This window comes from Friedmanniella luteola, assembly GCF_900105065.1.
GTDB classification, from domain to species: domain Bacteria; phylum Actinomycetota; class Actinomycetes; order Propionibacteriales; family Propionibacteriaceae; genus Microlunatus; species Microlunatus luteolus.
This window is the reverse complement of sequence record NZ_LT629749.1, coordinates 360,859-373,683: the sequence shown is the minus strand read 5'-3', so window position 1 is coordinate 373,683 and position 12,825 is coordinate 360,859. Positions and strand designations below refer to the sequence as shown.

Genomic DNA, 12,825 nt, shown 5'->3' with positions numbered 1-12,825 from the left:
CGCCGCCGCCCGCCGACGTCCGTTACCTGTTCGTGTCCGGTTCGTGCCCGGGCGGCCGGGCGCTGCGCTCAGCCTGTGACCGAGGTCTCAGGGCCGTCGGTACTCGGCCACGTCCCGACCGAGCGCACCGACGAGCATGCCAGCGCCCTTCGCCGCCAGCCGCCAGCCGCGGGCGCGCTGCCCGAGGTCGCCGCGCAGCCGGCCGAGGAGGGCACGGAGCAGCCCGGCGGCCACCCGGGCCACCGCCCCGACCGCGAGCCGGGCCCGCACCGGCAGCACCCGGGCGGCGAACCCGAGCTCGATGCGGCTGGCGACGGCGCCGTGGCTGAAGGCGCGCCGCAGCACCCAGCGCCGGTCCATCCGGGACGGCGGGATGTGGTCGACGACCTCGGCCTCGTCGCACCAGATGAGCCGGTGACCGGCCCGCGTCAGGCTCTGGGTGAGCAGGGTGTCCTCGCCGCCGCGCAGGCCCAGCCCCCGGTCGAAGGTGAGGCCGAGCGCGCGGAGCAGCCGGAGGTCCAGCAGCAGGTTCGCCGACGACGCCGCGGCGACCTCGGTGCCCGTGGCGTGGCGCCGGCGCCGGAAGAAGCCCCCGGCGTCGACCCACGGGTCGCTCACGCCGGCGTAGGTCGGGCTCACCCGGCCGACGACGCCGGCCGGCCGGCCCTCCGCGTGCCAGGTGCCGACCAGCCGGGCCAGCCAGCCGGGCGTCGGCTCCTCGTCGTCGTCGATGAACACCAGGGCGTCCGCGTCCCCGGCCTCGGCGACGGCGCGGGCCCGGCCCGCCGCGATGCCGGGGACCTCCTCGTGCACGTAGCGGACCCGGGGCGCGTGCGCCGCCGCGACGGGCTCGCCGCTGCGGGCCGGGTCGTTGTCCACCACCACGACGGTGGTCGACCAGGACCCGTCGGCGTCGAGCTCCTCGGCCTGGGCCACCAGCTGGGGCAGCAGGACGCCGAGCTGCTCGGCGCGGCGGAAGGTGAGGACGGCGACGACGACCTCGGCGGCCGCGGGCTGGGGGGACGTCATGGGGCTCCTTGCGGGCGGTGGCGCGACGGCCTGGCTGCGCGCTCTCGCGGGCGGCGCCCCGGCACCCGGTCCGACGCGCGGACGGCGGGCGCGCCGGAACCTGATCGATGCGCCCGGCAGGCCGGTCCGGGTGGATTACAGTATCCGACGACACCGGGGCCGGGTCCCGGGTGCTCTCGGCGTCGGCCCGTTCCCGTGCGCCGTCCCCGCGCGCACGCACACGTCGCACGAGAGGTCTTCCCCCGTCATGAGCTTCGCCTCGACCGTCCGGCTGCTGCTGCGGCACTGGATCCTGATCGGCATCATCACCCTGCTGGTCGGCGCCGGCGTCTACGCCGTCTCCACCACCCGGACCCCGCTCTACACCGCCACGGCCACCCAGTACTTCACGGTGAGCGTCGGCGACTCGGCGGCCGAGCTGGCCCAGGGTTCCAACTACGTGCAGGACCAGATGGCGTCGTTCGGCCAGCTGGCCACGTCGCCGGCCGTGCTGAACCCGGTGATCGACGACCTCGGGCTCACCATGACGGTCAAGCAGCTCGGCCGCAGCATCCGGATCACCACCCCCCGCAACACCGTGGTGATGCAGATCAACGTGGCCAACGCCGACCCGGAGACCGCGGCGGCCATCGCCAACGCCGTCGGCAGCCAGCTGGGCAACGCGGTGGACACCGTCGGGCCCAAGCTGCCCAACGGCCGCTCCCTGGTGAGCGTGCAGTCGATCCAGACGGCACTGCCGCCCACGGTCCAGTCCTCGCCCGACACGCGCCGCAACACCGCGCTCGGCCTGCTGATCGGCCTGCTGCTCGCCGCCGCCATCGTCATCGCCCGCTCCCGGATGGACACCCGGGTGCACAGCCCCGCGGCCCTCGCCGAGATCACCGACGAGCCGGTGCTGGGCACCGTGCGGCACGCCGCCAACCTCGCGAACCGCAACCTCGTGGTCCTGAACGATGCGGACAGCCGCAGCGCCGAGGACATCCGGCACCTGCGCTCGAGCATCGAGCAGCTGGCCGGCGGCCGGGCCAGCTTCGCGCTCGCCGTCACCTCCGCCGTCCGTGACGAGGGCCGGTCCACCATCGCCGCGAACCTCGCCGCCGCCCTGGGCGAGGCCGGCCGCCGCGTCGTCCTCGTCGACGGCGACCTCCGCCGCCCCCGGGTCGCCGAGATCACGGGCACCAACGGCGGCTCGGGGCTGCTCACCGTGCTCGGCGACCCGGCGTCGGTCGGGCAGTCCGTGCAGTCCGTCCGCAACGCCCACTTCGACGTGCTGACCGCCGGCGGCACCAGCACGAACCCGACCGAGGTGCTGGCGTCCCCCGCGCTCGCGGCGCTGCTCGGTGAGCTGCGCGGCCGGTACGAGTTCGTGGTGGTCGACACCCCGGCCGTCCTCGCCGTCGCCGACGTCACCGCGCTCCGCGGCCAGGTCGACGGCGCGGTGCTGGTCGCCGACGCCTCCACCGTCCGCCGCGCCCAGCTGAACCAGGCGCTGGAGACGGCCGACGTCGCCGGGTTGACGGTGCTGGGCGTCGTGCTCAACGAGGTCGCCGAGCGCGAGCTCCCCGCGACCACCGGCTACACCGGCTCCGAGGGCCGCCGGACGCGGCAGAGCGACAAGGGCGCCGCCCGCGCGGCCCGCGGCTCCACCGCCGTCAGCTGGGACGCCCCCAGCGCCTGACCAGCGAGCCCGACGTCCCGTCGTCCCCTCGGGGGCGGCGGGACGTCGTGCGTCCGCGACGGCGCGGTGCGAGGTGCTCCGACGCGACCGGACCGGTGACCGCTGACGGGCTGCCTCCCGGCCGAGGACCCGGACGCGGTCCGCCGGTGGTCCCCCGGGTGGGCCGGTGGCCGGTCGGGCGGTCAGCCCTGCCAGGCGCCGAGCCGGGGCCGCGCGGGGGCGGCTCCGGCCGCGGCGTCGGCGGCGTCCCGGTCGAGGTCGCGGGCGACCTCGGCGGCGACGTCGGCGACCTCGGACGAGACCCGCCCGTCGCGGTCCACGGCCCGGTCCCCGCCGACCAGCTGCCGGCTGGCGGCGTCCTGGTCGGTCGCCACGCGGTAGGCGGTGAAGTCGCCGTAGAGGAACGGGTTCGGCTCCGCCGACGGCCAGGTGGCGAACGTCGGGTGGGCCAGGACGGAGTCGAGGTGGTAGAGGTTGTGGTCGAACGCGACGTCGAGCTGCGCGCCGGTCCGCTTCCCCGTGTGGTCGACGACGCAGACAAGGCAGCCCTCGCCGCCGTCGGCGAACACGTTGTTGTAGACGGCCACGTCCTGGGACACCCACGGCATCCCCCCGCCGTCCGGGTGCCGCAGGTCGGTCCCCCCGGGCCCGGGCTCCTGCGGGGTCCGGCCGTCCGTGACGACCACGAGGTTGGCCTCGTCGTTGCGGGCGAAGGTGTTGTTGGCGATCTGCACCCGGTCGGTGTCGATCAGCCAGAGCCCGTGCACGCCGTTGTCGACCAGCACGTTGTCGACCACCCGGACCCGGCTGGAGATCTCGACGACCATGCCGGCCCCGGTGTTCCGCTCGGCGCGTGAGGAGACGATGTCGACGTCGTAGGAGGCGGCGTCGAACCACAGCCCGTGCCCGAGGTTGTCGGCGAACTCGCTGCCCTCGACGCGGACGTGCCGGGAGCTCGTGAGCTTCATCCCGCCGGCGGCCGGGGCCCGGTTGAACAGCTCGAGGTTGTTGTGGGTGGCCACGACGTTGCGGACGTCGAGGTGGTCGGCCTGGTGGGCGTGCAGCCCCATCAGGCCGTTGCGGGAGGCGGTGAGGTCGCGCAGGGTGACGTCGGCGGCGAACACGGACAGGCCCGTGGTGGCGTTGTCCTCGAACACCATGTCGGACAGGCTCACCCCGGTGTTGTTGACCGTCGCGGCGCCGAGCTGCCAGACCGACGTCGCGTAGCGCCGGACGCCGATCCCGCGGACGGTGTCGCCCTTGCCGACGACGGTCAGGCCCTTGGCCAGCGTGCTGGCCCGGACGCCGGCGTCGACCGGGTCGGTGCCCAGCACCAGCCGCTGCCGGCGGCTGTCGACGAAGAAGGTGCCCTCGGTGACCTCGGCCCGGGTCCGCACCTGGGTCTGCGGCTGGCCGTCGACCCAGACCTGCTCGGGGTGCGCGGCCATCGGGTGGGCCGGGTTGACGAACCGCCAGCCGGGCTCGTCCCGCTCCTCAGCTCCCCGGGTGTAGGTGGGGCTGGAGTCGAAGGTGTGGGTCCAGCGGACCTCCCAGGCGTCGCCGCGGCGCTGCCAGCCCCGCAGCGCGCTGCTGCCGTCGAGCCACACCGGCTCGCCCGGGTAGGACTGCAGGTGCACCGTGCGGTCGATGGGCAGCACGACGCTCTCGTGGTAGCTGCCGGCGCGCACCACCACGGTGCCCCCGGCCCCCACCCGGTCCACCGCGTCCTGGATGCGTCGGAACGGGGCCGCGAGGGAGCCGTCGCCGCCGGCGGCCGCGCCCCGGCTGACCACCAGGGCGCCGGCCGGCACGGGGTGTCGCGTGGAGCCGACCGGGGCCGAGCCGGTCGGCCGGTCCGCCCGGCCGTCGTCGGCGGGTTCAGCGTCCACCGTCCCGTCCTGACCGGCGGGGACGACGACGCCGCCGCGGCCGATCGAGCCGGTGCCGTCCTCCCGGCCCGGCGTCTCGGCGACCTGCTGGCGCACGTTCAGGTTGTCGAACCCGACGACCTTGTCGGCGTCGGAGCTGCCGGCGACGTAGGCCCAGAGCGCGAACGTGCCACCGGCCGCCAGCCGGGACGCGCTCGCGTCGGTGACCTCGACACCGGACGGTGCGCGGCCGCCGGACGCGACGGCGGCCCGGATCGTCACCGGCGTCACGCCGGTCACGGCGGCCGTGAAGGTCAGCCGCGCCCCGGCCTGGACGCCCGAGGCGACGACCTTCTCGTTGGCCAGGTTGAGCCGGTCCTCGGCGCTGCCGTCGAAGCGGGACAGCGAGAGGTAGACCTTCTGGTCGGGGCCGAAGCGCAGCACCGGACGGTAGTAGAAGGGCCCGTTGGTGCGCAGGTGCAGGGCGACGTACACCCCGCTGCCGCGCCGGACGGGCTCCGGGGCGATGACGTCGACGGAGGCGGTCAGGTCCTGCGGCCGCGCGCTGGTCAGCGCGGCGATGTGCCCGACGGCCGGCCGCGGCAGGGTGACCCGCCCGGTGCCCCGCTCGACGGAGAAGTCGGACGCGCTGGTCAGCTCGTAGGGGCCGCCGACGTCGGCGTCGCCCCAGCCGGTGTCCAGGCTGCGCTCGAAGGTGTCGGAGAGGACGACGCGGCCGTCACGGTAGGTGGGCTCGGCGGTGGTGCCGCCGCCCGAGGAGCGGCGGTCGACCAGGACGACGCCGAGCAGGAGCAGCAGGACCAGCGCCGCGACGACCAGGCCGACGACGGAGCCGCGCGTCCACCGCTGGTGTGCTCTCGACGACACGCGACGCGCTCTCCCCTGGTCCGCGGCAGGCTCGCACCCTCGGCGGCACCGTCCGGACGACGTTAGCAGAGCACCCTCCAGGACCCGGTGGCGTCGAGGACATCGCAAGCGAATCGAGACCTGCCCGCGGGACGGCCCGGCGGGCGCTCCGCGCGGACGGCTCCGGGCCGGGTGCCGGCCAGGGATGATGGGTCGCGGGCCGCCCGGCCCGCCCGCTCCCCCGACTCCCAGGAGACCCTCCGATGGCGGCAGACTCCCCCCGCCCGTGGCTGGTCCGGCTGGCGCTGGCCCTCGCCGCCGTCGCCGTGCTGGTGGCCGCCGTCCTGGTGGTCCGCCAGGTGCGCGCCGACCCCGCGGCGACCCCGGCCCCGACGGTGCCGACGGCCTCGGCCGGGCCGTCGGCTCCCGCCAGCCCGGCCGCCACGCCGGCGGTGTCGACGAGCCCCTCGGCCGCACCGTCCCCCTCGGCCTCCCCGTCGTCCTCGGCGCGCACGCCCACGGCGACCGCCAGCGGCCGGACCTCACCGTCCGCGACGGCGTCGGGACGGGACCAGCCGGAGCAGGACCCCGCCCCGACCTCGGCGGTCAGCACCAAGCCGCCCGTGCCGCTGGACGAGCCCGAGGAGGTCGACGAGGGCCTGACGGCGCGGGTCAGCCGGCTCGAGGCGGTGCAGGGCGAGGCGAGCGGTCCGGGGGAGGTGTCGGGTCCCGCCGTCCGCGCGACCGTCACGCTGACCAACCGGTCCCGGGAGGAGGTCGATCTCAGCAGCACCGTCGTCAACCTCTTCTACACCGCGGACCAGACGCCCGGCTCCGCGCTGAGCGGACCCGGCACGAAGGCGCTACCCACCGCGGTGCGCGCCGGCGAGAAGGCCACCGGCACGTTCGTCTTCGCCGTGCCCGAGGACGACCGCTCGGAGGTCCTCATCACGGTGGACTACTCGGTCGACACCCCGGTGGTCGCCTTCCGCGGGGCCGCGCCGCGCTGACCCGCGGCCCCTCGCCGCGAGCAGGCGGCCGGGGCCCTCAGCGCTCGGAGAGCAGCGACCGCAGCAGCGTGCTCGAGGTGTGCACCGTGTAGGGGAAGTAGTGCACCTTCACCCCGACGGTGGCCATGTCGGCCTCGAGCTTGTCGCCCTTCGCCGTGCCCCGCCAGTCGTCGCCCTTGAACAGCACGTCGAAGCGGACCCGCGACCAGACCTCGAGCTTGTCCGAGGAGAAGTCGGTGGTCACCTCGTCCACGATGTCCAGCGCCTCGACGACCTCGAGCCGCTCGGCCAGCGGCACCACGGGGTACTTCGCCTTCGCGGCGTGCAGCGCCTCGTCGGTGACGGCCCCGACGACCAGCCGGTCGCAGTGCTCGCGTGCCCGCACCAGGATGTTGAGGTGGCCGACGTGGAACATGTCCCACGCGCCGGGCACGTAGCCGACGACGGGGCCGGTCACGCGCTGACCCGGCCGGCGGGGACGTCGAGGGCCTTGACGTCGCGGAACCACTTGGGCAGCGCCAGGGCCAGGTAGCCCAGCGTCCCGAGGCCGAGCAGGGCGTAGAGCGTGGAGAAGACCAGCGGGGCGCCGAGGGCGAGGAAGACCAGGCAGAGCACGCCGTAGTCGGCGGGGATCTTCATCAGCGTCCGGAGCGGCGTCGAGCCCTCCTTCGGCGGGGCCGGCAGGTCGTGCTGCGCGCGGTGCACCCGGGCGAGGAAGTCGTTGAGCAGCATGCCGAAGAACATCACCGCGGTGACCACGGTGAAGCCGATGGGCACCAGCAGCCAGCCCAGGGCGAGGTCGAAGTGCCGGAACGCGATGACCAGCACCGCCAGGTGCAGCATCGCGTTCTTCGCGGCGTCGAACATGTGGTCCAGCCACTCGCCGGCGGGGCTGCCGCCCCCGCGCAGCCGGGCCAGCTGGCCGTCGGCGGAGTCGAGCGCGTAGCCCAGCACCAGCAGCAGGCAGACGCCCACCCCGGTCAGCCAGGTGGGCGAGCCGGCCGCGAGCCAGATGATGCCGCTGAAGGTGGCCAGCGCGCTGAGGCCGGTGACCTGGTTGGGGGTCAGCCCCACCTGGAAGGCGGCGGCGGCCAGCACCCGGCCCAGCGGCCGGTTCACGTAGAGCGAGTAGGCCGGCGCGCCCTTGGAGGTCTTCTGCGCGGCCCGCAGCTGGGCGTAGGCGGGGCCGAAGCCCCGGGCCGTCGCGGGAGCGGTGGCCGTCACGAGGCGACCGCCTCGTCGGTCACGGCGGCCTGCAGCGCGTGCCGCAGCACCTCCGAGGCGCTCTCGCGCCGGGGCGTCAGGACGACGACGTCGACGGCGTCCAGCACCGCCGGCTCGTCGGCGACCACGAAGAGGGTCGCGCCGGGCAGGTCCTCCGGCAGCTCCGGGGCCGTCTGCTCGACCACCCGGGTCACCCCGCGGAGCCGGGCCACCAGGGCCATCCGCTCGGCGACGGGCACGACCGGACGGCGGCCGTAGCGCTGCTCCACCAGGTCGTCGGAGAGGACGCCGGCCACCACCTCGTCGCAGTGGTCGGCGGCCTGGGCGACCAGGTCGAGGTCGCGGACGTTGAGGAGGTCGAAGCTGTGGGCGAGATAACCGGTCGTCATGTTCTCAGAACTCCCCGCACGGGCCGTGGCGGACGTCTTCCCCGGCACGCCCGCGTCCGGTGCCGGAAGCGTAGCGGGGAGCGACGTGGATGCCCTCGGAAAAGGTGGAAGATGAGCGCGACATCACGACCTCGTGACCCCGGTGCCCCTGACTGGTCAGCGGACCCAGTACTGGTCGACGAGGGCCTTGGTGCCCGCGATGTTGCGGCGGCTCGAGGCGCCGAAGACGATCGACTCGATGTTGGGCTGCGCGCACACCCACTCGATCGCCTCGCGGGGCTCGATGGCGCCGGAGGCGAAGACCGACATGGCGATCGCCCGGAACTCCCGCTCGGCCAGCATCCGGCGGTAGGCCTCCATGCCGCCGCTCATCCGGAAGCCGACCTTGTTGATGTTGGAGCAGACGACCGGGTTCACGATGCCCAGCCCGTCGAGCACGTCGAGCAGGGCCGGGGTGTTCATCGTGATGAACCCGGGCTCGGCGCCGTAGCGCGCCCGCACGTGGTCGTGGAAGATCAGGAACGCCTCGTTGAAGCCGAGCCCCAGCAGCAGGTCGACGACCACGTTCTGCAGGAAGATCACCGGCGTGCGCAACCCGGCGAACATCTTCATCTCGGAGTCGATGAGCAGCGTGACGATGCCCTCGATGTCCTTCGTGGCCAGCGACCGGCTGCCGCGGAGGGCGGCGTCGAGGAAGCCCTCGTCGGGCAGGAACCGCTTGATGGCTCCCAGCGGCCCGTCCTCGGTCATGGCGTTCGCGTACTTGTGGGCGTACGGCATGCACGGGTAGAAGGTCATGTCCGGGTAGCGCGCGGGGTTCGCCCGCACGTGGTCCGCGACGAGGGCGATCCGGTCGTGCGTCGTGCACATGAACGTCGTGACGCCCTCGTCGTAGGCGTCGTCGAGGACGGCCTGCACGACGTCGATGTCCTGGAACTTCATGGCCTGCGCGCGGGCCTTCTCCTCCGACATGTGGTTCACGCCGAAGAACTGGTTGTCCCCGAAGAGCAACCGGTCCATCCGGACCTGCTCGGTCGTCGTCGTGCTCATCGGCTGGACCCCACCTTCTGCAGCAGCGAACGGACCCGGGCGCGCACCGCGCCGGGCAGGGAGCCCCCCGACCGGGTGCGGCCGGCGGGGGCCGCGAGGGCGCTGGTGGTCGGCACCCGCGTCACACCGCTGGCGTCGTCGACCATGAGCTGGATGGCCCGGTCGGTCGCCGCGGCGTGCGCGAAGTTGTTGACGCCCTCGGTCTCGCCCTTGATCACCCGGGTGATGAAGGTGTCGACCTGCGCGCTGTACTCCTCGCCCCGCAGGTAGAACCAGACCTCCTCGGTCAGCTCGGTCGTGTACTTGACGTTCCAGCCGGGGACGTAGCCGTCGGGCACCTGGGCGCCGTCGCGGAGGAAGACCTGCACCTCCTGGCGGTCGGCGGAGATCCGTCCCTCGGTGCCCCACACGGACACCTTGGTGGTCATCTTGCGCTGCGACTCGTCGCTCCAGTTCACCGACAGCTGGGCGGTCACGGGCGTGCCACCCGGCGTCGCCGGGTCGAAGAAGAGGGTGCTGAACACCTCGTCGTCGGTCTCGCGGGAGAACACCGGGTTGAGCACGGAGCCCCCGGCGCGGGCGGCCTCACCCAGGTACCAGTTCACCAGGTTCAGCGGGTGCGCCGCGTAGTCGTAGAGGCTGCCGCCGCCGAGCGCCTTCTTGCTGCGCCAGGTGCTGCCCTGCGGCTTCAGCACGACGGGCCCGTAGGCCTCGGCCAGCACGTGGGTCACCCGGCCGATGGCCCCGAGGTCCAGCAGCCGCTTGACCTCGGCGAAGGCGCCGACGAAGCGGTAGTGGTAGCCGACCTGGGTGACCAGGCCCTTCTCCTCCGCCAGCGCGGTGAGGGCGGCCGAGTCGGCCGGGTCGAGGCAGAACGGCTTCTCGCAGAAGACGTTCACCCCGCGCTCCAGCGCGGTGCGGACCATCGAGGCGTGCATGCTCGACGGCGTGGAGATCACCACCGCGTCCAGCTCGGCGTCGTCGAGCATGGCGTCCATGTCGGCGTAGGTCTTCAGCCCGGTGTACTTGTTCAGCACCCCGAGCATGTAGCCGGCGGAGTCGCAGATGCCCGCGACCTCCACCTCCGGGTGCGCGTTGAACATGGACAGGTGGGAGAGGCCCATCTTGCCCAGCCCCACGACTCCGACTCTGATCACGACTGCTCGCTTCCTGTTGCCCCTGCGGTCTGGACCACCGGCATCCCTCCGGTCTCGTGCCTGTCGGTCATCCCCACGCTGACCGCCGGGACCGCGTCGTCGCCGAGGTAGGGGAGCAGCAGCTGCTCGTACTGGCCGGCCACGTGCTCCCAGGTGAACTCTGATGCGTGCCGGGCCCGGGCGGCGGCGCCGAGCCGGGCGGCGGTGCCCGGCGAGCCGACCAGCTCCTCGACGCGTGCGTCGACGTCCTCGGCCGCGCTGAAGTACAGGGCGGCGTCGCCCGCCACCCAGCGGTTGTAGGCGTTGTCGTGCGCGATCACCGGGTTGCCGGCGCCCAGGGCCTCGACCAGGGACGGGTTGGTCCCGCCGACCGTGTGCCCGTGCACGTAGCCGAGGCTGTGGAAGCGCAGGGCGGCGGTGGCGGCGGGGTCGTAGATGCCGCCGACGAACCTCACCTCCGGCCCGGCCGCGTCGACCACCGCACGGTGGTAGGCGTCGGCCTCGGGCCGGTAGTCGCCCAGCACCACGAGGTCGACGCCCCGCGGCCGGCGGGAGAAGCCCTCGACGATCTCGAGGATGGTGTTCTCGGGGATGGGCCGCGCGATCAGCGTCAGGTACTCCCCAGGGGTGAGCCCGTGGGCCGCCGGGACGTCGGTCGGCGCGTCGAGGACGGTCGGGGCGCCGTAGGTGACGGTGGTGACCTTCCGCGCCGGCGCCCGGGTGTGCAGGTAGGTCTCGATCACCGGGTGGTCGGCGACCAGGTGGTTGCCGACGAAGCAGGCGATCCGCTCGTTGGTGTAGAGGATGGCCTGGCGCAGTTTGCCCCAGCGCGCCCGCGACCACTCGATGCCGTCCATGTTGATGACGTTCGGGATCCCCAGCAGCCGCTGGACGGTGTTGAAGACGGCGGTGTTGTAGCCGAACGTCAGGCAGACGTCGCGGTGCTTCGCCGCGTGGCTGATCGACAGCCAGTCGAACTGCGACGTCCCCAGCCAGCCCTCGCGGTCGACGGGGATGAGCACCCGCTCCAGCCCGTTCCAGGTGTCCTCGCGCAGCGGGCCGGAACCGGGCACCTGGCAGTACACGACCACCCGCCAGCCCTGGTCGCGCAGGAACAGGGCGACGTTCTCCGCGGCGGTCTCGAACCCGCCGTAGCTCGCCGGCACGCCGTGGGTGCCGAGGATCCGCACCGTCTTCGGGCGGGGGGTGGCGGTGAACCGGCGGCTGCCGGGCAGCCGGTCCAGCACGCCGGCGAGGCTGGCGACGGCGCTCACCGGGCGACCTCGACGCCGGTGGTGAGCTCGCGGACGAGCGCGACCACCTCGGCGTTGTAGCGCTCGGTGGTGAAGCGGGCCAGCGCGTTGGTCCGGGCGGCGGCCGCGAGCTCACCAGCCAGGTCGGCGTCCTCGACGAGCCGCTGGATCGCGCCGGCCATGGCGTCGACGTCCTCGGCGGGCACGAGCAGGCCGGTCTCGCCGTCGGTGATGCTCTCCAGGTGGCCCAGCGCGGCGGTGGCGACGACGGGTCGCAGCGACATCTGGGCCTCGACGACGGCGTTCCCGAACGGCTCCCGCAGCGAGGGCGCGACGGCGAGGTCGGCCCGCGCCAGCGCCGGCCAGATGGGCGAGCAGTAGCCCGAGAAGGTGACGGCACCGGCGAGGTCATCCTGCGCGGCGCGCTGCTCCAGCTGCTCGACGTACCACTCGTAGCCGGGGAAGGCGGAGCCTGCCAGCTCGACCTCGAGCGCCAGGCCCCGCTGCCGGAGCCGGCCGACCGCCTCGAGCGCCAGGTGCGGCGCCTTGCGGGGGGAGAGCCGGCCGACGACGACGGCGCGCAACGGCAGGTCGCGGGCGGGGGGTGCCGGCTGGTCGGGCGGGGTGGGGACGCCGTTGTAGATCAGCCGGGCGCGCCCGGCCAGCCCGGGGTCGGCCTCCACCATCGCGGTCATGGCCGACTCGCTGATCACGATGACGGCGTGCGCCAGGCGCAGCGGCGCGACGAGCGCCCGGCGGACGAGGGCCGAGTCGGCGTTCTCGGCCTCGTGGAGGTGGCAGACGGTGGGCGTGCGCGTCAGCCGCGCGGCCAGCAGCCACCACGGGAGGGTGACGGTGTTGACGTAGACCAGGGACGGCGCCAGGGCGCGGATGAGCGCGACCAGGCGGGGCACGGCGAGGGCGGCCGAGCCGACCATGCCGGCGAAGGCGGCCGCCGACTGGTTGGCGCGGCGCAGCACCGGGAAGTCGAAGAAGTGGACCTCACCGCCGCGGGCCCGGATCCGGGGGACCAGCTCGCCGTCCCGGGGGAGGGCGACGGTCACCCGCCAGCCCTGGGCCGTCATCGCCGAGATGCTCTCCAGCATCTGCAGGTCGGAACCGTAGACGTCTGGGGACGGGTTGGCGATGAGCACACTGATGCGCTCGTCACTCATGCTGCTGGGATCCCCCTTGGCCGCTCGCCGTCCCCCGCCGACGCATGCTGAGCAGTCGAATCTCGGACACTAGGGCAATCCCTCGGCACCGGGGGACGCGCCGCGGCTCATCGTAGGGCATTTCC

Annotated in this window: 11 protein-coding genes; 2 read left to right on the top strand and 9 right to left on the bottom strand. The window is 73.9% G+C overall.

All coding sequences use genetic code 11. The features are described 5' to 3' along the window. Positions 1–87: 87 nt before the first annotated feature. Positions 88–1,029: a glycosyltransferase family 2 protein gene (locus tag BLT72_RS01765; protein WP_091409320.1), complete on the bottom strand. Its 942-nt coding sequence runs from the start codon at positions 1,027–1,029 to the stop codon at positions 88–90. Positions 1,030–1,276: 247 nt separating this feature from the next. On the opposite strand from BLT72_RS01765, the gene BLT72_RS01760 reads away from it, so the two are divergent. Continuing rightward, positions 1,277–2,707 (top strand): tyrosine-protein kinase domain-containing protein, encoded by a 1,431-nt coding sequence (locus BLT72_RS01760; RefSeq protein WP_172826005.1) that lies wholly within the window; start codon positions 1,277–1,279, stop codon positions 2,705–2,707. 182 nt (positions 2,708–2,889) lie between these two features. On the opposite strand, the gene BLT72_RS01755 is transcribed toward BLT72_RS01760, so the two are convergent. After that, a complete protein-coding gene (locus BLT72_RS01755; protein ID WP_091409313.1) occupies positions 2,890–5,463 on the bottom strand; it encodes a right-handed parallel beta-helix repeat-containing protein in 2,574 nt (857 codons plus the stop codon). Positions 5,464–5,705: 242 nt separating this feature from the next. Here BLT72_RS01755 and BLT72_RS01750 point away from each other — a divergent pair, with 242 nt between their 5' ends. After that, positions 5,706–6,452: a hypothetical protein gene (locus BLT72_RS01750; protein WP_091409310.1), complete on the top strand. Its 747-nt coding sequence runs from the start codon at positions 5,706–5,708 to the stop codon at positions 6,450–6,452. A 37-nt stretch (positions 6,453–6,489) separates the two neighbouring features. On the opposite strand, the gene BLT72_RS01745 is transcribed toward BLT72_RS01750, so the two are convergent. The 7 genes from BLT72_RS01745 to BLT72_RS01715 form a co-directional block, all read right to left on the bottom strand. Further along, positions 6,490–6,909 carry an FAD synthase family protein gene (locus BLT72_RS01745; protein WP_091409307.1) on the bottom strand — a complete coding sequence of 140 codons (420 nt, stop codon included), beginning with the start codon at positions 6,907–6,909 and terminating at the stop codon, positions 6,490–6,492. Then, positions 6,906–7,676, bottom strand: coding sequence for a CDP-alcohol phosphatidyltransferase family protein (locus BLT72_RS01740; RefSeq protein WP_091409303.1), 771 nt, complete (start codon positions 7,674–7,676; stop codon positions 6,906–6,908). Before BLT72_RS01740 ends, BLT72_RS01745 begins: the two co-directional genes overlap by 4 nt. Continuing rightward, positions 7,673–8,065, bottom strand: coding sequence for a hypothetical protein (locus BLT72_RS01735; protein ID WP_091409300.1), 393 nt, complete (start codon positions 8,063–8,065; stop codon positions 7,673–7,675). Before BLT72_RS01735 ends, BLT72_RS01740 begins: the two co-directional genes overlap by 4 nt. Before the next feature lie 156 nt (positions 8,066–8,221). Then, positions 8,222–9,115, bottom strand: a complete 894-nt coding sequence (locus BLT72_RS01730) for a hypothetical protein (protein ID WP_197677163.1) — start codon at positions 9,113–9,115, stop codon at positions 8,222–8,224. Further along, the gene (locus BLT72_RS01725) at positions 9,112–10,272 is read right to left on the bottom strand and encodes a Gfo/Idh/MocA family protein (protein WP_091409296.1); all 1,161 of its coding nucleotides are present in this window, start codon (positions 10,270–10,272) and stop codon (positions 9,112–9,114) included. Before BLT72_RS01725 ends, BLT72_RS01730 begins: the two co-directional genes overlap by 4 nt. Then, positions 10,269–11,546: a DUF1972 domain-containing protein gene (locus BLT72_RS01720; RefSeq protein WP_231930270.1), complete on the bottom strand. Its 1,278-nt coding sequence runs from the start codon at positions 11,544–11,546 to the stop codon at positions 10,269–10,271. Before BLT72_RS01720 ends, BLT72_RS01725 begins: the two co-directional genes overlap by 4 nt. Beyond that, positions 11,543–12,700 (bottom strand): glycosyltransferase family 4 protein, encoded by a 1,158-nt coding sequence (locus tag BLT72_RS01715; protein ID WP_091409292.1) that lies wholly within the window; start codon positions 12,698–12,700, stop codon positions 11,543–11,545. Before BLT72_RS01715 ends, BLT72_RS01720 begins: the two co-directional genes overlap by 4 nt. Positions 12,701–12,825 lie beyond the last annotated feature (125 nt).